The following is a 19,684-nucleotide window of genomic DNA, read 5'->3' on the forward strand; positions in this document are numbered from 1 at the left end:
GACGTGAGAAGGCGCTTGTATGCCGCAGGCTGATATTCCATCAGCAGAAACGCCGCTCTGGAGCCGTTTTGATGCCGGATGGTATCTGAGGGCGTATCCAGAAGTGGCTGTTGCGGCAGGGGGAACCGACGCAGCCGTTATCGAAGCTTATTATCTTGAAACGGGTCGTCTGAACGGTCATTCGCCGAACGCTTATTTTGATGAAGAATGGTATCGTCAGAAATATCCTGCCGTTTACAAATCCATTTGTGCTGGAAGCTTTGAGTCGGGATTTGTACACTATCAAAGCGAAGGTTATGTCGATCACTCGCCGCACTGGCTGTTTGATGAAATACATTATCGACGGACGTATCCCGCGGTTTCGCAGTCGATCCTGGCAGCCGCGGGGCTGGCTAATGGTTACGATCATTTTTTGACCATTGGTCAGGATGCATTTCTCTCCGGTCATCCGTTTTACGATCCGGAGTGTGCGACCCTGCTGCTGCGGCGTCTGAATATTGGCGTGGAGGGGCAGAACGTCTTCGGAATTTACCTGGGGCTCGATAGCGTCCACAGTGACCAGGGGCGTGTATCCTGGTTTTTCGACCCGGTGTGGTATCTTGCCCGTTATCCGCATGTGGCACGGGAGATCACCGCAGGCCGTTATCGTTCCGCACTACATCACTATCTGACAAACGATACCCCGAGAGCTTTCGATCCGCAGGAATGGTTCAGCGAAAGCGACTACCTGACATTGCATCCCGATCTTGGCCCCAGCCTCGAGCATGGTCATTTCCGGAACGCCTGCGCCCATTTTGTGACGTTTGGCGCGAAAGAGAGGCGCGCGCCACGGCAGGGGCTCGACCTGAAGGGTTATGCGGCTCATCCCCTCGTCGCGGCCGATCTCCGCATGGCTTCGGAGCAGACCGCGTTCACGCATTGGGTGAGGGCGAAAACGGAAGGTCCGCGTCTCGATGTGAGTGTCACGAGACCAAACGAAGAACAGACGCGCGAGCGATTCGTAAGAGATGCTTGCGCCCTTGTGCCTGCATTCATGCATCGTCCGCTTGATTTTTCTTTTGTCGGTGTTCCGGACGTGAGCGTGATCGTCGTGGTTCACGATCAGATTGCTCTCACGATGCAGACGCTTGCATCGCTGCGTTCCACGTATCGTGGGGCGATCGAACTGATCGTCGTGGACTCAGGCTCAACGGACCTGACTCGTCATATCGAGCGCATGGTTCGCGGCGCGCAGATGCTCCGTTTTCGAACCAACATTGGGTTTCTCGATGGTGCGAATGCCGGGTTGAACCACGCACAAGCGCCATATGTCCTGTATCTGAACAACGACGTACGCCTGTATCCCATGGCCCTTGCGAATGCGATCAGACGTATGAACGCGTGTTCGCGGACAGGTGCCGTCGGTGCGAAACTCGTGCGGACGAACATGGCTTTGCAGGAGGCCGGTTCCATCATCTGGCGCGATGGGGCAACCTATGGATATCGTCGCGAAGACGATCCCAACATCGCGGAAGCCAATTTTACACGAGATGTCGACTACAGTTCCGCCGCGTTCCTGCTGGTGCGCAAGGATCTTCTGAAACGACTGGGCGGCTTCGACCCGCGGTATCGCCCAGCCTATTTCGAGGACACGGACCTGTGCCTCAGGATCGTGGAAGCAGGGTTTCGCATCGTCTATGATCCGAGCGTCGTGGTCGAACATCTGGAATTCGGAAGTTCCGGAACGGCGCGTTCCCAGGCGATGATCAAGGCCAATCACCGGCTTTTTGGAGAAACGCACAAGACGTTTCTGCGCCGTCAACTGCCCGCGCATGTTCGGAATGCCATCCTCGGACGGGAAGCCCGGGACCAGCGCCGCAGGGTGCTGTACCTGGAAGACCGCGTTCCACTCCCGAGGCTCGGCTCGGGATATGTGCGTTCGTTTGATGTTGTCGGTGCGATGTCCGCTCTTGGCTATCAGGTCACGGTGTTTCCGGTATCGAGATACGAGGTTGCGGCGGCCGACCGCTTTGGCGTGTTTCCGGACGATGTGGAACTCATGTGGGACGCCAGCCTCGCGGATCTGCCCGCCTTTCTGGAGGAACGCGCCGGATATTACGATCTCGTCTGGGTTGGCGAACACACAATATGGCTCGTCTGGCTCCATATCTGAACGAGGCCGGCCGTTATCTGCCTTCCGGCGGAGCCATTCTCGATACGGAAGTGGTCGCGACACCGAGAAACTTTGAACGTGCGCGCGTGCTCGGTCTCCCGTTGCCGGAAGATTTTGACAAAGCTCTTGTGGAGGAGCTGGAGCCCGCGCGAGACAGCCAGGCGATCGTGGCGGTGACCGACCACGACGCGACCCTGATCCGCCGGGCAGGCTATGGTCATGTCAGGGTTCTGGGCCACGCTCTGCGCCCGCGTTCCGTCACGCAGGACCTTGCGGATCGTAAGAATTTTCTCATCGTCGGTGCGATCCATGATCGGGATTCTCCCAATTATGACGCGCTTCATTGGCTGGTCCATGATGTGTTGCCTCATCTCGACGCCCTTCTGCCGCCCGACGTCGCGATTACGGTCGCCGGATTCGTGGCGAAAGATGTGGATATGAGTATTTTCGGTCATGCTTCGCGCATCCGCTATGTCGGTCCGCAGCATGACCTGACGGCTCTCTACGATACGCACCGTGTGTTTGTGGCGCCGACGCGCTTCGCTGGTGGCCTCCCGTTCAAAGTGCATGAAGCGGCCGCGAACGGACTCCCCATCGTCACCACGGAGTTGATCGCTCGTCAGGTCGGCTGGCGCGATGAAGAGGCGCTGCTCGCAGCATCCAGTGACGATCCGGAAGGATTCGCCCGTCAGATGGCGTTGCTCTATTGCGATGAGCTTTTATGGGATCGGGTGAAGACCAACGCGTTGATCGCAGTGACGCGTGATGCGGATCCCGGGGTTTTTCGTGAAAGACTGGACGACATCCTGAAGGCATCTGTGGTGTCATAGCGGGACCGGAACATGGAACCGGGATCCGGGATGGATTTTACGAAGTGTCCCGACGGGACCAATTCTTGAGTGGGTGAAGAATGTTGCAAACGGGTGAGAGCGGATCAGCGATGGCAGGAACGACCGGAGCGCAGCGTGTGCTTGTTTGCAGTGGTGGCCGTTACGAATCCCAGGCCAATCGCCAGATTCGTGAGTCCATCATGGATGGCTGGGCCGAATGCCTTGGCGACGACAATGTTACAGCCGTCCATATCAGCGGCGCCGCGGCTTCCATTTCCCGGCTCAAGCCTACGATTGTGTTTGCCATCGGGTCCTATCTGCCAGAGAGCACCTATTTCGGCGAGGTATGTCGAGAAGCGCGCAAGATAGGGGCGGCGACCGTATTCTGGGCGACCGAAGATCCTTACGAGCAGGATGCTAATTATCGCATCAGCGATGATTTCGACGTCGTGTTTTCCTGCGATCGCTGGGGACATAACTTTTACCAGCGCGAACGTGTCTTCCATCTGCCCCTCGCGGCCAGCAGGAAGCTCCATTATGCGGAAATCGACGAGACGGTTGAAAAGAACATCGACGTCCTGTTTTGCGGTGTCGCATTTACCAGCCGCAAGGATGTCGTGCGCGGGCTGCTTCCCACGCTTTCAAAGCTGAATATCCGTATCGTCGGCCCGGGCTGGGGAGAGTTCGGTATTGGTTTTTCGGATGCCCGCATCGAGAAGGGGCAACTGATCGAGCTGTATCGGCGCGCGAAGATTGTTCTCAATCTCGGCCGATCGCTCAGCTTTGAAAACAAGCGCTTCATGATTGCTCCTTCCACGCCGGGACCACGCACTTTCGAAGCCGCTGCTGCGGGCGCGTTTCAGGTCTTTCACGAAGACACGTATGAGCTGAGACGTTATTACAACGCCGACGAAATTCCCGTTTTCTCGAATAAACGGGATTTCGACGGACTTGTGGCGCGTTACATCGATGACGCACAGGCGCGTCTGGACATGGTGAAACGCGCCCAGGCCCGGACTTTGGCCCAGCATACCTATGGCGATCGTATACGACACGTGATGGAAGTGCTGAAGCGCGAGAAGCTTCTGACGTCAGAGTCTGTCAGTACTAGCGGGACGGTCGAAGATGTTCCGGAGGTTGTCGACGATCTCGTCGTTCAAACTCCTGAGAAAAGCGCGCCGGTCGAATCCAAGCGGGTCTTGAGACGGCGGAAGGCCGGGTGAGGTGCGTTCCGGAGGAAAGGGACTCATGAAGGAAAAATGCCCGGCACCGGGTACGATGGCGTCGTTCATCGGGATTCCAGGCCGTAATCCGTGGCGGATGATGTCGGCGTGCCATTGAGGCGTGATGGTGTCCTTTTCTCCCGTTCTCATGAAAACGGGTGCTTTTATGGCCTTGAGCGCTTCGGATTCACGATACCAGAATGTCGCCGGAGCCATCAGGATCAGAGCGCGGATATCATCCCGGTGGGGGACTTGGACGGCTGCGGGTGACGCGTCGCCCGTTTCTCTCTCGCTTGTGACCGGCACGCCGCCAGCGAGAGCGAGCGCCGTGTAAGCGCCAAGAGAATGGCCAGCGAGAGCGATTTTTTCGCGGTCGGCGTGGGCGCCGATGTCTGTATCGGCCAGCAAGGCGTTAAGGACGAGATCGAGGTGCCGCGGTCTGTTTTCGAGACAGTCGATCGTTCCGGCCAGGCCGTTATCACCGGTCGTGTTTCCCGGGTGCCGCACGAGAGCTGCCATCATGCCGTTGCGTGCAAGGTGGAGGCCGAGGTCGCGATGCGCCTCCGGAAAGCCGCCATTTCCGTGTGAAACCACGACGAGAGGGCATCCGTTCGCCGCGATCGGAGCGTCCGACGCGACTTCAATCACGTACGGGCCGTACGGGGTCGGTGCGGTGCGGTCTTCCGCCGGATAAAATAGAGCCACGTCGATCCGTGCGTGCTGAACGGGGTCCGTAATTTCGATCCGGCGAAATCCCGCTGGGGAAAGTTTGGCCATGGCTGTCGGCTTTTCAGTTTTGGCTGGATGGGCGCGTCGGTACCGGGGCATTGCAGACGTCAACACCTCCCGCAGGACGGACGTAAAACGGGTCCGTCCGGTTGGCCCGCGCATGAAGATATTGAATGAAACTCGGGCTATCGGTTTTCATGACCTCGAAGCGAGGACGGGCCGAGGAAGGCAGATCAATCGCCAGCCGGGCACTTTGGATCGATGTGAACTCGGCGGGTGTTCGATAGAAGCCCATGTCACCCGTGCCGCGCGGTAGGGCGGTCAGCGCGTCCATCCCACTCAGAACCCGGCCGACGAGCGCGATATTACGATCGAGTTGACGGGGTGCCTGCCCGATGACCGTGTAAAGTTCGGTGCCATCGCCGGTGTTCGGCGGCATGTCGCGGCCCGCGCCGACCATGCCGTAACAATGGGCCAGCCAGACGGTGTGGCCGTCCGTGCCCACAGGCCAACCCGAGGTAAACCCGGTCTGCGCCGCATACGCGTCGGGACGGTTCAGCGGGGTCAGTGAGAGGCCGGTATCCGAGCGTTCATATTCCGGTGGAAGCACGGCCTCCACAGTTGCGGGAAGGGCTTTGCGGCTTGGATTTCCAGCCCACTGGGTCACGTAGCCATCCTGAACGCGCGTAATATCCCCGCCATCCCACCATCGGGCTTTGCTGAGGGCAACGATGTTCTGGACATGCCGCGGCGCAAAAGCGGGAGCCAGCTGGATCACCACCACACGGTTATTGTAGAGCGTGAGGACAAGCAGATCCTGCGACTGGATTTCCTGCCAGGCGGAAGAAGGGGCTTGCTTAACGATCGACGTCGGCGTCTCGGCTCTGGCGGGCAGCGTCGAGAGAGCGAAGAGACCGAGTCCGAAGGCAATGCGGGTAAAACAATCAGGCATGCGTCCCATCGGAAGCCGTCGCTCTGGCATCGGACCACAGCATGGACTTCCGTTCCCTTTCCTGGATGATCGCCGCAGGTGAAGCGGCTCCTCATCCTTATGAAACGAATTTGGCGTTTCAGGAAACGGACGCCACTACACATCTGCGTCGGTGTCGTTGCAGGCCAGAAATACGCATTGGATCTGATGGTCGCCACTGCTGAAGCGGCGACATCGTTGTATCAGTGGAAGGGGCTCAACGGGGGGAACTCAGCGTTTCGCTCTGGACGGCGCGGCCGCCGACCTGGCTGCTGTAGGACTTGCGGCTGTCGTAATTGGCAGGATACGGACTGCCCGAGACGGAGTTTCCGGAGGTCGTTGGAGACACGGCAGGCACGGAAGAGGTCGCGACTGGCGTGATCGCGACACGCGTCAGGATGCTCCGCAGAGGGTCAGCGCCGGGATTGTTGACGCGCATCGTGACCACGATGTCTTCCGGCCCGACCGTCTGGTTGTAGTAACTGCGGTTGGCGGCGCTGTTGACGGTCAGTTTCGAGCCGCCGAGGGAGGCGCCGGCGAACAGTCCCTTGGATTTCTGAATGGCGAGGATATCCGTATTGCTTACGCCTGCGGTGCTGTCTTCAAAGCCGGTTCCGACCGTTGCGAAGGACGCCGACGCACCGGCGTTGAATTTGAACTGGCTGTCGAGAAGAGCCTGGAGTCCACGATCCGACATGACGAAGAGCATCATCTCGGAGTCTTCCATGCCGAACTGGATGCCGATTGAGCCGGAGCTGAGCGTGTAGAATGCCGGGTCGGACCAGGAGCCTCGTGCATCTCGCGAAAGCAGGAGGCAACCGCCACCCGAGCCGCCGATTCCAAACGACATGCGGAAGATAGACGGGCAGATCAGGACGGCCCGCGATTTCGCCAGATATTTCTGAACGGACGATTGCGCCGTTGTATTCTGGAAAATGTCCTGAACCGCCAGCGTGGCGCGATCAATCAGCGACTGCTGGCTGGTGGCGGCGTGACTCCCTGGTGCGATAAGCAGCGGCGCGATAGCCAGCAGGGCGGTGAGCCCGAAGCGAAGCCTGTGGCAGGTCAGCGGCATGAAAACGGGCTCCGTCATGTCATAGGGATAGGTTGCGGGAACGAAGGTTAGCGGCGGATTATGTTTGAATGATGAAGCGCGGTTTCAATCCAGAGCCACTTCCGCGGCGCGCGCGAGTTCTCCGGCGATGGCTGGCGCAGCCGTGAAGAGAAGGGCGCCTCCCGTCAGGCCACCGATCTCCAGGAAGGGAGACGTGACGGCCCCCGCCTCGTGCAGCAGGACCATTCCCGCAGCGACGTCCCACAGATTGATGACCAGTTCGAGATAGGCTTCCTGCCGACCGCATGCGACATCTGCAATCGCCAGAGCGCCCGACCCGCATGAGCGCGGCATCACACCCAGGCTCATGAAGGCCCGCATATGCTTCGCATAGACGTCCGGCGTCACTTTGGGACTCCAGCCCATTTCCACCATGGCAGTGCGGGTATCGGCGATGTCCGAGGCCTTGATGCGCTTTCCGTTCAGGAATGCTCCGTGTCCGCGCTGGGCCGTATAGATTTCATGCAGGGCCGGGGCGTGAATGACGCCGGCAACGGGAAGCTTTCCATGCATGAGGCCAATCGAGATGCACCACCGTTCGCGGCCGCGCGCGTAGTTCGACGTGCCGTCGATCGGATCGACGACCCATGTGAGGGTTCCGCTGCGCCGACTGCCGGCTTCCTCACCCATGAACCCGTCTTCAGGGTAAAGGGCGTTAAGGCGCTCGGCGATCAGTTTTTCGACCGCACCATCCGTTTCCGTCAGATAGTCCTGCATGCCCTTGGTCGTTCCAGTGGGGCCGCCCGGTGGGGGGCGCATGGCCATGGCCAGTGCGGCGGCGTCTTCAGCGATGGCGCGCGCGGCGGCCAGACGGCGGGCGATCATGCGATCGTCGATAGGGGTGGCGGAGGTCATGGGAGGTTCTCCTTCAATCGGCACGCAGCGTCGCGCGCAGGGAAGCCGTAATGGCCGGATCTTCAAGGCCGGATAAACGCAACGCGGCCGTGCGGGCAAAATTCCTTGTCAGCGTGCGGCGCCGGGCAGGGGCCAGTCGCGTTTCCGTCGCCTCGCGGACGATAGCGCATTCGCCTATGATGCCCGACGAAAGATTGCCGACAGCCGCGACGATGATTCCGACATCGTCGGGAAGCAGAGACAGCGGAAAATCCTCGCTGACAGCGAAATAGAGCCGGTCGCACCACACGCGATACTCTGGCCATTTCAGGTCGGACAGAAAGTCACGAGGACCGGATTTGATTTCGATACAGGCGAAGCTGTCGTCCTGACACAGCGCCATGATGTCCGCTCGTCTGCTGGCCGTTGTGAGCGTGAATTCGTTGACAGGTGCCCAGGCCAGTGTACGGCACAGCGCCAGGGTGGCTCTGCGGATCTGGATCTGAACGTCCGGCAAAAGGAGTTGCATGGCGTCTCTTATGCACAATTCGGAACCGGATGTCGTCTTGCGGCAGACCGGGAAAGTCATCCTTCGCTTCTTGAATGCGTTTCACGCGCGTTTTATAGGCAAAGGATCTCTCAAATATGTCGTTCGTATGCGCGGAGTTATGCGTGGCGCTCGGCCGCATGCGCGTGGAACCTCTCAAGAAGGTCCGGAAAAGGAAAAAGCGACACATGATGCAGGAACCCACCCATCCGGTTTTCGCACGTATCAAAACGGTCGTCATGGCCGACAAGGCCCTGAGCTGTGCCTGTGTCGGCGGGTTCTGCTTTCTGATCGGACTTGTGGCCGGGCATATGGAAGAACGGGGTGCGTTTGCGCTCCAGCTTATTTCGCTTGTCTGTTTCGCACTGGCGATCCGCTTTGAGAAAAATGCGAATGCCTGGATGTTTTACGCACTGTTTCTGGGCGCGTCGTTCATTCTCATCATGATGGATTTCACCATGTCCGGCAGTCTCACGCAGCTGCGTTCAACGCGTCTCTTCAGCGCGGACTGATCGTCCTTAGGAAAAGCCCGGTCGCGTATGCGCGGTCCAGACCACGGGGTGGTCCCGGAAGGAGCGTCGTCAGGACGCGAGCAGTTTTTCAGCCAGGGCGAGGTCAGACGGTTTATCGACGTCGACGGCGGCGCGCCCGTCTGACAAAGGGATGAGGCGGACGCGGGCGCCCGTCAGCTGGCGGATGCGTTTGCACAGGCTGTCCGATGTGAGGCGGCCCGTCAGGGCCCGGAACAACGTGCCGTAACCGAGTGTTGCAGCCATGCGCCATGGACGTTTGCGATTGCGTTCGAGATTGCGCCACAGGCGCACGACCTCAGCGGCACGAGGAGTGCCGAACCAGAACAGATTGCAACCGGAAAACGTGAGGTCGCGCAGGTGGATATATGTGCGTTTCGTGCCTGGCACATCGCGCTCGATCACGGTCCGCGACGCGACGCCCACGGCGAGGTCGCACGAATGTGTCCCCTGGGCGTTCGTGGCCGCCTCCAGAAATTCATGGATCCATGCGGAACGCAGGAGGGGGTGGTCGGCCGTCGTCATCAAAAGGGGCGTGCCCAGGCTTTCCAGCGCGAGCGCCACGCTTCCGCTCGGTCCGGATGCTGTTGGCAGAACCTTTGCTTCGCCCAGCAATGGAGCGACGGCTTGCGGGTCTTCGATGCTCACATAGAAAGGACCGAGTCCCTGCGTGGCTTCAAGGGTCGCGAGAACGCGGGCGAGCATCGGCTGACCGCCGACGGGCAGAAGGGCCTTATGGGCGACCTTACCGTGCAGGGCCAGAGGATCACGCGCGCCGTCGCGTGATCCTGCCAGGATGAGAACGGGTAGTGTCATGCGGACTTTCGCGTGTTGTCCCGGGCGCTTTCGCGAGCCGTTTCGGGGCGATCCCGCGGCGGCGAGCCGGTTTGCTCCATAACCCACGGGTAGCGTCGGGCTTCCTCTACGGTGTAACCCAGATTGAAGACATGGGCGCTGCGGGGACGGGCACGGGAGTTCTCGTAGAAGCTGCCAAAGACACGGTCGGCCATGTAGTTCGTGATGCCGTAATTGCCGTTTTCGTCGTGAAAATGGTGCAGAACATGCAACTGCTTGATGTGGGACACCCACTTCCAGCGTGGCTTGTAAGCCAGGTGCTGAATGCAGTGAAAGAACTCGTACACGCATGTCGTTACGAGACCGGTCGTCGCGGCTGCGAACGCGCCGCCCCAGCCGCCGATGGCGTAGCCGATCGGAAAGACGATGATGCCGATGGTGGGAACGGTGTTCAGAGGCGATCCGAACAGGACATCGAGCAGGTGGGGGTCCTGGTGGTGATCGAAATGGACCCGCTTCCATAGCGATGCGGTCACGGGATTACGATAAAGCCAGCGTCCGTGAAGAATGAATCGATGAATGAGGTACCAGGCCAGGGGATAAACGACGACGACGGCGAGGGCCGGAATGACGACATGCGGAAGAGACGGGCGGAAATGGAATGTCGCCAGCGCGCATATGACGATCAGGGCGAAATAGAACAGGATCGTCGGGTATGTCAGGTACGCCATCCACAGTTGACGTAGGTCCATCTTGCCGAGATCGAAACTGCGACCGGTCTGCAGAGAGGCTCTCTCATTCCACATCTGTCGTAGGCTAGGGCGTTTCTGGTTCATCGTTCTTCCATCTTCAGCAGCCACGCGATCCCGAACATGATCGCCATGATCGGCGCGGCAACGATCGCGGGAACGGCGGGCAGGGTCCCGGCGTTGCCAAGCGCCTGGATGAGCCCCTGAAGGACGATAAACCCAAATCCCGCGCCAAGTGCGGCTACCGGCATCAAGCTGCGCGTGCCAGTCCGAGGAGGGATATAGACCACTGGAAGCGCCAGGAGAAGCATGACGCACAAATTCAGCGGAATGATGTAAGGCAGGAAAAGAGCCATACGATAGGCCGCTTTGGGAAGGCTCGCGGCCGCACCGTGATGCAGAATGGCGTTGATCTTGCGGGTGCTCAGAATGGGATAGCTCTGGGACATCACCAGGATGTCGTCGGGTGTAACTCCCGCCTGTCCGATGGTGTGGTCGCCCGTGACCTTTACGACAACTTTGTTGGGCTGGGGGCTCAGCCAGCGCATGTTGTGGACGTGCCATTCGCCTTTTTCATAGTTCGCCGTTTCTGCGGTTGCCGTGCCGATCAGAAGACCGTCGGCATTGCGCTGGAAAAGGGCGAGACTATAGAGATCGCGCCCACCCCGGCCAAAAGCTCCGACATGGACGATGTCGGTCCGGCTGTGGAACCAGAAGGCGCGTGTATCATCCTGCGGGTGTCGATCCGTCTGGCTCCACCATCGGGCGAGCTGGAGTTCCGCCTGCGGGGCCGCGAATTCATGAAGAGCCATGGCGATCATTCCCACGACCAGCGTCGCGGGCAGCATCAGCAGGTAGAGCCGCACGGTGGACAGACCGGCAGCCCGGAGGCTCGCGACTTCGCTGTTGAGCGTCATCTGCATGAGAAGGAACAACGCGCCCATCATCACGCTGAGCGGAATGGCCTGGAGGACGATCGCGGGGAAATGCAGAATCGCGTAGGTCAGGACACCCTTCAGGCCGAGATGACGCCCGAGGATGAGTGTCGTCTGCTCCAGCAGTGAGAGAATTTCCATCAGGGCGGACAGCACGAAGGTGCAGAGCAGGACGCGTCCGAGAAGACCTTGCGAGAAGGCCATCAGCAGAACGCGGCGGGGCGGGCGATGTGCCTGGGTCATGTCGGTCGAACCAGTCTGCGGCGCAGCCACGAGCCGCGTGAACGCCGGTGAATGGCGCTTACACATATCGCACAGAAGATCAGTTCAGGCATCCAGATTGCCAGAAGTGCGGATATGCCCCGCTGGGAGACGAGCCCATTTCCGAACTGTAAGAGATGATCAAAACCGACCAGAACGAGCGCCAGCGCAATCAGACCCACAACTGGACGGCGGCGCTTCGCGCCCATGGCCAGGGCGACGGCGAGGGCAGGAATAAATGGTATCGCGAGCGCGCGAGCCAGGCGAAAATTGAGTTCGGCCCGGACGTCGTTCTGGCCGATGTCAGGGGGCGTACTGGACGGATGGCAAAGATATTTCACCAGTTCGAGCAACGTCAGCTCGCGCTGGTCCATGCCGCGTTTGCGGAATTTCGCTGCGGCGGCCTTCGGCAGAATCAGTCTGTCGCTGTGGGCAAAATAAGTCTGGGAAGGGTCGTGAAGCGAACCCGGCCCGGGATCGGTCAGGATCATGCCGTTCCAGAGGTCAAGGCGTGTCGCGCGTTTCCCCGGCGCGACGGTGAGGAGGCCCCGTTTCGCCGTAATAATGCGGACAACTCCGTTTTTTTCCTGTTCGCGGATAAACACACGATGCAGGACCGTGCCGCGGTGCGAAACCGCATCCGCGGTCAGGACCGCTCCGTCGGCGGTGGCGGCGAACATCCCTGCCTGAAGATGAGGCGCCCATCCCGTATGAGCAGCGAAATAAAAGCCCGCGCGATAGTCGTATCGGGCCACGGGCTGGATGTAGCCGTAGAGAAGGACGCTCATGGCGCCGAGGGCGAGACCGGTCTGCATGAAAGGGCGCGCAATTCTCAGCAGAGAGACTCCCGCAGCCATCAAAGCGTCGATTTCGTTGTTCTCGCTCATTCTCCGGGCGATCTGGAATACGCTGACGCACAGGGCGGCGGGGAGGGCCAGGCCCATGTAATGAGGCAGGAGATCCGTCAGAAGACCGATGAAAGTGGCGAGCGAACTGCCCGTCGCGGCAAGATCGTTGAACAGCACCATGAGGCGTTCAAGCAGAAGGGCAAGCAGAACGGCTCCAAGTGCGATGACGAAGGGGGGGATAAGTTGCGTCAGCAGGTATCGGTCCAGCGTCGGCAGCCGTTTGCGCATCATGAGTGACGCTGCCACCTGTGTTCGCTCAGAACGTTATGCCGCCCTTCTGCGTCGATCTGTCGGCGGATGAGAGTGACATCCCAGCCTTTCGAGATCGGAGAGATGGAGAAATCGTTCCAGCCCGCCTGACGAAGGGGAAGGCTTGAGCGCAGGGAAGACGACGCCACTCCGATGAGCGGGATATCCGTGCCCGGAACGGTGGTCATTGTCGCATCGTGCGAATGTCCGTGCAGCACCATTTCCGCGCCGGCGGACTGCAGGATTCCACTGATCTTGTAAGAGTCCAGCAGGGATTTGCGGGGTTTGACGAGTCCCGCGCGTGGCGGGTGATGAATGAGTACGACCCGATACGAGCCGCGGGTCCGGGACAGGATCGCGTGCAACCGCTCGCCCTGCCTTTGCCCTACCCGTCCGTAGGCCATGAAAGGCGGGCTTGCGATTGCGCTGTTCACGCCGATCAGGCAAACCGGCCCGACTCTTCTCACATAGGGGAATTGACCTGGCGACGCTGCCATCCACGGAGCCCACTGGGCAAGACCGTCGGCCCATGGCAGGTTCGTCATGCGGTCATGATTGCCAGGGACGATCACCGATGGGGCCGGAAGTCCGGCCAGCCAGCGGGCGCCGCTCTCGATTTCGACCGGAAGTCCGAAATTCGTGAGATCTCCCGTCACAGCAATGACGTCCGGTTTGCATGACGCGATATCGGCCACCACGGCGTCGCCAAGGCTCGCGAGATGAACATGGCGGCGTCGGGCGTTCCACAGCATCAGGCTCAGAATGCGCTTGTTGATCAGATCTCGGGCCGCGATGCGCGGTGGCGGCGGGAGATGCACATCGGAGAGATGCGCGAGATGAACGATATCGCTGCAGGAATCAGACATGGCTTTGTCTAGTATCGGATTACAAGGTGGCTGTCTCGGGGAACGGTTGAATGGCGACGTGCAAGGCCTTTCTGGCTGTCACGTTCCAGTCATGCTATGGCGCCCGGACCGCGCATGCTCCGGTGTGCTTCTCAATCCATCGAAGACCGAAATGACGATTCCTTGCGTCTTGCCCTGATCCATAATCCGCTCAGCCGTCGTAACCGGCGCGACGGCCCTGAATTCATCGATATGGCCCGTGCTGCCCTCGGCGAAAATTTTCTGGAGCCTCGCTCACGACCGGGCATGTACGATGAGGTCCGGAAACTGGCCGATCGCGGGATCGATACGATCTGCATTAGCGGTGGAGATGGAACCGTCAGCGACGTCATGACGGCGATTCATCATGCTTACCCCAAAAATGCCTTGCCGAGTCTCGCGATTTTTCCTTCGGGCAACACTAATCTGATCGCGGGGGATCTGGGCTTCCGCCAGCGCGGCCCCGCGGCGTTGCGCCTCTTGTTGGATAATCCTGAAAAGCTCTCGCATGCGCCGCGTCGCCCCCTGCTGGTGTCATGGCCTGACGGCTCCCAGCCCGAGCGCCTCGGGATGTTTCACGGCTCCACCGGATACGCTCGGGCGATTGCGATCGCGCATTCACCGACCGTACTTCGATATGCGCCTCATGAGCTCGGCGTTATCGCGACATTCATCGGGGCTTTTGGTGCCCTGATATTTCGTGGCTATCGCGAACATTGGTTTAACGGCGATGAAATCGTCCTCGACGCCGGAGGCGAGCGTATCGCCCATAAACGCAGCTTTCTGTTTCTCGCGACAGGATTGCGTCATCTGGAGCGTGGCATCTGGCCATTTTGGCGCCGGCCGGGCGACCCGCTTGACGGCATACATTTTCTCGATGTGGCCGATCATCCCCGTCGTCTTGTTCAGGCGACATGGGCGCTGTTGCGCGGTCGCGCGCCGGACTGGCTTCGCGCGCATCCGGATTACCGGAGCGGTTGTGTGGATAAGGTCGTGCTTCGGACCACCAGTGATTTCGTCATCGATGGGGAACAGATTTCGCCGGGACCGGGAGAGACGATCGTCATTGCGCCGGGACCTGAGTTTATTTTTCTCCAGGACTGACGGCGAAAATAATGATGGATGCCCTCGACCGTTTCCTGAGTGCGGAACTTACGCAAACTTCCGACCCTCGCATCACCGCCTTTGTCGCGGGCATGATTGGCGAGTATCGTCCCCTGGGGGTAATTTTTTACGGTTCGGGCCTGCGCAAGTTTGACGGAGACGGACTCTTCGATTTTTACGTGATCGTCGACACGTTCGCCGACTGGCCGCAATCCCCATTGGCGCGCCTCGCGAATTTCTGGTTGCCCCCCAACGTCCGCTACGTCGAACGTCGCGTCGGGAATCAGATCCTGCGGGCGAAAGTGGCCGTCATGTCGAGCGCCCAGTTTCGGGCGCGCGCCCTCCCTTCGACCTTTGACACCACCATCTGGGCGCGTTTCGCGCAGCCCTGTCGGCTTGTCTGGGTGCGCGATCCCGATGCGGCGGATGCTCTTCTGCATTCGGTACGTCGATGCGTCATGACCGCGGCAGGCTGGGCCGCCCGACTCGGCACTGACCCTATGGATGCAGCAGGCTGGTGGGAAAGTCTTTTTTCGGCGACCTATCGCGCGGAGCTTCGCGCTGAAAGCGCAGGGCGGGGCAAAGTCATCATGGAGGATCAGGCAGAGCGTTATGCCTCCATCCTGCCCCTCGCATGGGCGGCGCAGGGGCTTGCGTTCACGCGACGCGGGCATACGCTGGCACCGCAACTCTCAACAAGGACGCGCCGCGACGGGCGGCGGCGCTGGAAGCGGCTGGCGCAAACCGGACGCTGGCTCAATGCGGCGCGGCTGTTGAAGGCGGCATTCACGTTTGATGGTGGGGCACGTTATCTGGCCTGGAAAATCCAGCGGCATAACGGACTGGATCTGCGCCTCACCTCCTTCGAGGCAGCGCATCCCATCCTGTGCCTGCCAGTTCTGCTGTGGCGTGCCCGTTCGGTTTTCAAACGGGACTGAACAAAAACATCCCGATCATTTCGCGACCGGCCGCTCGCGATGACTCTTAGAGTCCGAGTTCCTGAGCCACCTTGCCGAAAGCGTCCAGCGCACGGTCGATTTCCGCCGGCGTGTGAGCGGCCATGACCGAGCATCTGAGGAGGGGGTTGTCATCCGGAGTCGCGGGCGGCAGTGAAAGATTGACGTAAACGCCACATTCGAGGAGGCGGTTCCAGAAGCGGATCGCCTGGTCCACCGCGCCCAGCGTCACGGCGACGACGGGGCTGACATGGGGGCTGGCCCGAAGTCCCAGCGCATGCAGACCATGGTTCAAATGGTGAGCGTTCTCCATCAACGTGGTGCGCAACTCAGGGCGCGCTTCCATTTCGGTCAGGGACGCCAGAGTTGCCGCGATGATCTCCGGAGGGAGCGAGGCCGTGAACATGTAGGGGCGTGAACAGAGGCGGATCAGTTCGATGCCGGGGTGGTTGGAGACGCAATAACCGCCGACCGTGCCCAGACTTTTCGAGAACGTCCCGACGACAAAATCCACATCCGCTTCGCAGTCGAAAAGCTCGGCGGCGCCACGGCCATGGGCGCCCAGAACGCCGAAAGAATGGGCTTCGTCGGCCAGGAGCCAGGCGCCATGCTCTTTTTTGACGTCGGCGAATTCGCGCATCGGCGCGACGTTCCCCGTCATGGAATAGATGCCTTCCACGACCACCAGCTTTGCGCCGGGATGGTCTTTCACACGAGCAAGCCGCCGAGAGAGATCATCGGGATCGTTGTGTCGGAAACGAATGACCTGCGCCGCCGATAGACGGCTGCCGTCATAGATGCTGGCATGACTGTCCGCATCCAGAAAAAGAATATCGTCCTTGCCCGCGAGCGCGGAGATGGCTCCCAGATTGGCCTGGTACCCTGTGGAAAAGACGAGGCAGTGTTCGCGTTGGAACGTCTCGGCCAGACGCCGCTCCAGTTCCCGATGCAACGCATAGGTGCCGTTCGCGATGCGCGAGCCGGTCGTGCCGACGCCTTCTTTTCGCACCGTCGCAATGGCTGCATCGGCGGCGGCGGTGGACTGGCTGAGGCCGAGATAGTTGTTCGTGCCGAAAAGAAGCGTTTCACGCCCTTCAATAAGTCCGACCGTGGCGGAAAGAGGACGCTCGATCACCACGCCGAACGGGTTGCGAGGCGATATCCGGCCGACAGTGTCAAAAGAGGCGGCAAGACCGGCATATTTGGCAAAGATATCGGTCATGCAGAAACGCCGCTCTTGAGGTGTGCAAGGCAGGTTGCAAGATCATGGATCGTGCGGATATCGGCGAGGCGATCCAACGGAACGGAGACGTCCAGCGCGTCCTCGATTTCCATGACGAAGTTCATCACGGCAAGGCTGTCGAAAGCGAGGTCTTCGACGATCTTGCTGTCACTATTGATGTCCCGTGGCACTTTCGGGTTGGCAAGCAGCTTGTCAATAATGAGCGTCGTGATGGAAGCGACTGTCTCCGTCATCGTATATCTCTCCAGTACATATCAATGGCGCTCAATGGTCCGTGGCGCCCGCGTGCGTCTGCTGGGTGTGGTTATGCTGCACCAAATGACTGCTGGCCAGAGAAGAATGAAGCGCAAGGAACAAGCGTTCCTTTGCGTCATTCTCTCTGGGAATCAGGCGGCTGCACTCAGAAGTTGCTCAAACTGGCCGGCGAGAAGCATGGCTCTGGCGCGGGCGCGGGTCAGTTTGCCCGAGGAAGTCTGTGGGAGCGTATGAGGCGGCACAAGAATGACATTCACCTCGACACCGTGAAGGCGTCGGAACAGACTCGTGATTTCTTCGCGCAGAGCTGCGCGGTCCACATCATTCGTTGCCCGGCACTGAACGAGCGCGACGATGTTCTCACCTTCTTCAGAATCGACTGAAAAAACAGCGACGTCACGTGAGCGGAGCGTTTCGATTTCCGTTTCTGCCGACCATTCCAGATCCTGGGGCCAGATGTTGCGACCGTTGATAATGATCAGATCTTTAGCGCGGCCGGTAATGACGATCCGGCCGTCGAGCGTGTAGCCAAGATCGCCGGTATTCAACCAGCCATCCTCATCCAGGATATCGCGGGTTTCTTCCGGGCGGCCGAAATAACCTTGCATCAGGCTCGGGCCGCGAACGAAGACCGAGCCGACATGCCTGTCTTCAAGAATGCTGCCATTCGAAGAGCGGACTTCGATTTCATGCTCCGGAAGAGCCTCACCACAGAGAACAAACGTCCTCAAGGCATGGGACGGGTCGTTCGAGGGACGGGCGTAACCTTCGGTTTCGAGGTGTCGCAGGTCGATCGTATCGGTCTGAATGCCGTTGTTGAGAGGCTCGAAACTGATGGCCAGGGTTGCTTCAGCCATCCCATAGCTTGCAACAAAGGCACGCGCGTCGAATCCAACAGCAGCGAAACGCTCTGAAAAGGCTTCGAGAATATGGTAGCGAATCATGTCACCACCGATTCCCGCGATACGCCAGCACGAGAGATCCAGCGTTGCAGGGGCCGGACGACGCGCGCAGAGTTCGTAACCGAAAGACGGACTATAAGCGATCGTTCCGCGATTCCGGCTGATGATATCCAGCCAGACATGCGGACGGCGTGCGAACTCACGGGTCGGCAGCAGATCGACGCTCAACTGGCAGGTCAGCGGAGTCAGGAAGAAGCCGACGAGGCCCATGTCATGATAGAGAGGTAACCAGGAAACGCAGCGATCGCCTGTTTCAAGGACGTGCAGACCGTCTCGCGCGATGGCACGCGCATTCGCCATTCCGGCCTTCTGGGTTACGGCGACACCCATCGGGAAACGGGTGCTGCCGGAAGAGAACTGCAGGTAAGAGAGGTCGCCACCTCTTATTGTGGGAAGGTCTATTCCTGGAACTGGACGGGACAGAAGTTCTTTGGGTGAGCCTCCGAATGCCAGATCCAGATCAGCGACGATTTCGCTAGTCCATGAGCCAATGACGTCCGGGACAATGACAGCCCGCGCACCAGCCGCGGCGATCATCCCGCGCAGTGTTCCAATATAAGCCTCTCGGCCGCCGAAGGCGATCGGCAAGGGCAGGGGAGCTGGAACAAGGCCGGCATATTGGCAGCCAAAGAAGATTCTGGCGAAGTCTCCATCGCTTTCGGCGACAAGTGCTACTCTTTCTCCGGGACGAAGCCCGGAACCAAGGAGCTTCCGCGCCGTTTCCAAGGCTTGAAGACGTAATTGACTATAAGGGAGAGCCTCGAGCAGCTGCCCGCGTCCATTATATATATTGAAGCCAGCGTCGCCCTCGGCGGCGTAATCGAGCGCCGTGGTGAAGGTTTCGAAATCACCATGTCGACGTCGTTGACCGGAAGCCGTGGGAGTGGGCGTTATTGTTTCAGCCATATTACAGGTGTCGTTCAAGGTCTGCCGCGCTCCACTACCTAAAAAGAGCTGTCATTTCGCTCGATCTGGGTGTCGGTAAACACCCGGTTCAAAGTTGGGTTGGCCACGGGCCAACGAGAAGATGGGTTGCCGTATAGTCAGGAAACTCATCCGTTTCTACAAAATTTGCGAGGTTCCTCGATGGGAAGTCGCGAAAAGTGGCTATTTTGCTCTAAAACGCAGGGTATCAGGTCCAGCGGCTGAGGCGCGATATGGAGTTCCAAGTCGGCTTTGCGGCCATTGACGGGCAGAGATGGCGTCGCCCTTGAGCGCGCATGACATTCGACTGGTGCTCCACTTCAACTGGTACGTCTCGCGCGAAAACAGGCCGGATGCCAAAACACGTTTTATGGCGAAACATTGCAGAAATCACGCTCTTTCGGATTGCAGCTGTCACTGAAATTTTTCATTTTTCTTATTGACGTGATGTGTTGTGTCGCTTAGAAGGCCGCTCACCGACGCGGTTTGAGTGTTTGGTTCTTGGGTTTTCTGAAGGAATGCCTGGGTTT

The 19,684-nt window shown here is 59.5% G+C and carries 18 protein-coding genes; 6 read left to right on the plus strand and 12 right to left on the minus strand.

Features of this window, described 5'->3' with window-relative positions; translation table 11 throughout:
* Positions 1-19 precede the first annotated feature (19 nt).
* The 3 genes from PWM43_RS03225 (at position 20) to PWM43_RS03235 (ending at position 4,205) form a co-directional block, all read left to right on the plus strand.
* Entirely contained in the window at positions 20-2,152 is a 2,133-nt protein-coding gene (locus PWM43_RS03225) for a glycosyltransferase family 2 protein (RefSeq protein ID WP_289841112.1), read from the plus strand.
* Positions 2,128-2,982, plus strand: a complete 855-nt coding sequence (locus PWM43_RS03230) for a glycosyltransferase family 4 protein (RefSeq protein ID WP_289841113.1) — start codon at positions 2,128-2,130, stop codon at positions 2,980-2,982. Before PWM43_RS03225 ends, PWM43_RS03230 begins: the two co-directional genes overlap by 25 nt.
* A 110-nt stretch (positions 2,983-3,092) precedes the next feature.
* Positions 3,093-4,205: a CgeB family protein gene (locus tag PWM43_RS03235; RefSeq protein ID WP_289841114.1), complete on the plus strand. Its 1,113-nt coding sequence runs from the start codon at positions 3,093-3,095 to the stop codon at positions 4,203-4,205.
* Between the two features lie 790 nt (positions 4,206-4,995).
* Here PWM43_RS03235 and PWM43_RS03240 read toward each other — a convergent pair.
* The 4 genes from PWM43_RS03240 to PWM43_RS03255 form a co-directional block, all read right to left on the minus strand.
* Positions 4,996-5,886 carry a peptidylprolyl isomerase gene (locus PWM43_RS03240; RefSeq protein ID WP_289841115.1) on the minus strand — a complete coding sequence of 297 codons (891 nt, stop codon included), beginning with the start codon at positions 5,884-5,886 and terminating at the stop codon, positions 4,996-4,998.
* A 235-nt stretch (positions 5,887-6,121) separates the two neighbouring features.
* Positions 6,122-6,979 (minus strand): lipid-binding SYLF domain-containing protein, encoded by an 858-nt coding sequence (locus PWM43_RS03245; RefSeq protein ID WP_289841116.1) that lies wholly within the window; start codon positions 6,977-6,979, stop codon positions 6,122-6,124.
* 84 nt (positions 6,980-7,063) lie between these two features.
* Positions 7,064-7,873 (minus strand): inositol monophosphatase family protein, encoded by an 810-nt coding sequence (locus PWM43_RS03250; RefSeq protein WP_289841117.1) that lies wholly within the window; start codon positions 7,871-7,873, stop codon positions 7,064-7,066.
* A gap of 13 nt (positions 7,874-7,886) precedes the next feature.
* Positions 7,887-8,381 (minus strand): MmcB family DNA repair protein, encoded by a 495-nt coding sequence (locus PWM43_RS03255; RefSeq protein ID WP_289841118.1) that lies wholly within the window; start codon positions 8,379-8,381, stop codon positions 7,887-7,889.
* Between the two features lie 206 nt (positions 8,382-8,587).
* Between PWM43_RS03255 and PWM43_RS03260 the strand changes: the two genes are divergently transcribed.
* Positions 8,588-8,911 (plus strand): hypothetical protein, encoded by a 324-nt coding sequence (locus tag PWM43_RS03260; protein ID WP_289841119.1) that lies wholly within the window; start codon positions 8,588-8,590, stop codon positions 8,909-8,911.
* Between the two features lie 69 nt (positions 8,912-8,980).
* On the opposite strand, the gene PWM43_RS03265 is transcribed toward PWM43_RS03260, so the two are convergent.
* Genes PWM43_RS03265 through PWM43_RS03285 form a run of 5 tightly spaced genes read right to left on the minus strand, consistent with a single transcriptional unit; the run spans position 8,981 to position 13,692 of the window.
* Positions 8,981-9,745: a nucleotidyltransferase family protein gene (locus tag PWM43_RS03265; RefSeq protein ID WP_289841120.1), complete on the minus strand. Its 765-nt coding sequence runs from the start codon at positions 9,743-9,745 to the stop codon at positions 8,981-8,983.
* A complete protein-coding gene (locus PWM43_RS03270) occupies positions 9,742-10,530 on the minus strand; it encodes a sterol desaturase family protein (protein WP_394356023.1) in 789 nt (262 codons plus the stop codon). The genes PWM43_RS03265 and PWM43_RS03270 overlap by 4 nt, the downstream gene beginning before the upstream one ends.
* Before the next feature lie 26 nt (positions 10,531-10,556).
* Entirely contained in the window at positions 10,557-11,651 is a 1,095-nt protein-coding gene (locus PWM43_RS03275) for an LptF/LptG family permease (RefSeq protein ID WP_289841122.1), read from the minus strand.
* Complete coding sequence (locus PWM43_RS03280; RefSeq protein ID WP_289841123.1) at positions 11,648-12,808, minus strand: LptF/LptG family permease; 1,161 nt, start codon at positions 12,806-12,808, stop codon at positions 11,648-11,650. The genes PWM43_RS03275 and PWM43_RS03280 overlap by 4 nt, the downstream gene beginning before the upstream one ends.
* Positions 12,805-13,692, minus strand: coding sequence for a metallophosphoesterase family protein (locus PWM43_RS03285; RefSeq protein WP_289841124.1), 888 nt, complete (start codon positions 13,690-13,692; stop codon positions 12,805-12,807). The genes PWM43_RS03280 and PWM43_RS03285 overlap by 4 nt, the downstream gene beginning before the upstream one ends.
* A gap of 162 nt (positions 13,693-13,854) precedes the next feature.
* Between PWM43_RS03285 and PWM43_RS03290 the strand changes: the two genes are divergently transcribed.
* Both PWM43_RS03290 and PWM43_RS03295 read left to right on the plus strand, forming a co-directional pair.
* Entirely contained in the window at positions 13,855-14,814 is a 960-nt protein-coding gene (locus PWM43_RS03290; protein ID WP_289841125.1) for a diacylglycerol/lipid kinase family protein, read from the plus strand.
* An 11-nt stretch (positions 14,815-14,825) separates the two neighbouring features.
* Positions 14,826-15,752 (plus strand): hypothetical protein, encoded by a 927-nt coding sequence (locus tag PWM43_RS03295; protein WP_289841126.1) that lies wholly within the window; start codon positions 14,826-14,828, stop codon positions 15,750-15,752.
* 46 nt (positions 15,753-15,798) lie between these two features.
* Here the strand turns inward: PWM43_RS03295 and spt are convergent, their stop codons facing one another.
* From spt to PWM43_RS03310, 3 genes are all read right to left on the minus strand, one after another.
* Positions 15,799-16,992 (minus strand): serine palmitoyltransferase, encoded by a 1,194-nt coding sequence (gene spt / locus PWM43_RS03300; protein ID WP_289841127.1) that lies wholly within the window; start codon positions 16,990-16,992, stop codon positions 15,799-15,801.
* Positions 16,989-17,246 (minus strand): acyl carrier protein, encoded by a 258-nt coding sequence (locus tag PWM43_RS03305; RefSeq protein WP_289841128.1) that lies wholly within the window; start codon positions 17,244-17,246, stop codon positions 16,989-16,991. The genes spt and PWM43_RS03305 overlap by 4 nt, the downstream gene beginning before the upstream one ends.
* 153 nt (positions 17,247-17,399) lie before the next feature.
* Positions 17,400-19,136 (minus strand): fatty acyl-AMP ligase, encoded by a 1,737-nt coding sequence (locus PWM43_RS03310; RefSeq protein WP_289841129.1) that lies wholly within the window; start codon positions 19,134-19,136, stop codon positions 17,400-17,402.
* Between the last annotated feature and the right edge of the window lie 548 nt (positions 19,137-19,684).

Source organism: Brytella acorum (assembly GCF_029309905.1).
GTDB lineage: Bacteria > Pseudomonadota > Alphaproteobacteria > Acetobacterales > Acetobacteraceae > Brytella > Brytella acorum.

Bases quoted from the DNA above. Each gene is read 5' to 3' on its own strand.
- PWM43_RS03225 (WP_289841112.1), top strand. From the start codon at position 20: ATGCCGCAGGCTGATATTCCATCAGCAGAAACGCCGCTCTGGAGCCGT.
- PWM43_RS03250 (WP_289841117.1), bottom strand. From the start codon at position 7,873: ATGACCTCCGCCACCCCTATCGACGATCGCATGATCGCCCGCCGTCTG.
- PWM43_RS03285 (WP_289841124.1), bottom strand. From the start codon at position 13,692: ATGTCTGATTCCTGCAGCGATATCGTTCATCTCGCGCATCTCTCCGAT.
- PWM43_RS03310 (WP_289841129.1), bottom strand. From the start codon at position 19,136: ATGGCTGAAACAATAACGCCCACTCCCACGGCTTCCGGTCAACGACGT.
- PWM43_RS03275 (WP_289841122.1), bottom strand. From the start codon at position 11,651: ATGACCCAGGCACATCGCCCGCCCCGCCGCGTTCTGCTGATGGCCTTC.
- PWM43_RS03295 (WP_289841126.1), top strand. From the start codon at position 14,826: ATGATGGATGCCCTCGACCGTTTCCTGAGTGCGGAACTTACGCAAACT.
- PWM43_RS03265 (WP_289841120.1), bottom strand. From the start codon at position 9,745: ATGACACTACCCGTTCTCATCCTGGCAGGATCACGCGACGGCGCGCGT.
- PWM43_RS03240 (WP_289841115.1), bottom strand. From the start codon at position 5,886: ATGCCTGATTGTTTTACCCGCATTGCCTTCGGACTCGGTCTCTTCGCT.
- PWM43_RS03235 (WP_289841114.1), top strand. From the start codon at position 3,093: ATGGCAGGAACGACCGGAGCGCAGCGTGTGCTTGTTTGCAGTGGTGGC.
- PWM43_RS03245 (WP_289841116.1), bottom strand. From the start codon at position 6,979: ATGCCGCTGACCTGCCACAGGCTTCGCTTCGGGCTCACCGCCCTGCTG.
- PWM43_RS03280 (WP_289841123.1), bottom strand. From the start codon at position 12,808: ATGATGCGCAAACGGCTGCCGACGCTGGACCGATACCTGCTGACGCAA.
- PWM43_RS03305 (WP_289841128.1), bottom strand. From the start codon at position 17,246: ATGACGGAGACAGTCGCTTCCATCACGACGCTCATTATTGACAAGCTG.
- spt (WP_289841127.1), bottom strand. From the start codon at position 16,992: ATGACCGATATCTTTGCCAAATATGCCGGTCTTGCCGCCTCTTTTGAC.
- PWM43_RS03230 (WP_289841113.1), top strand. From the start codon at position 2,128: ATGGCTCGTCTGGCTCCATATCTGAACGAGGCCGGCCGTTATCTGCCT.
- PWM43_RS03255 (WP_289841118.1), bottom strand. From the start codon at position 8,381: ATGCAACTCCTTTTGCCGGACGTTCAGATCCAGATCCGCAGAGCCACC.
- PWM43_RS03260 (WP_289841119.1), top strand. From the start codon at position 8,588: ATGATGCAGGAACCCACCCATCCGGTTTTCGCACGTATCAAAACGGTC.
- PWM43_RS03270 (WP_394356023.1), bottom strand. From the start codon at position 10,530: ATGTGGAATGAGAGAGCCTCTCTGCAGACCGGTCGCAGTTTCGATCTC.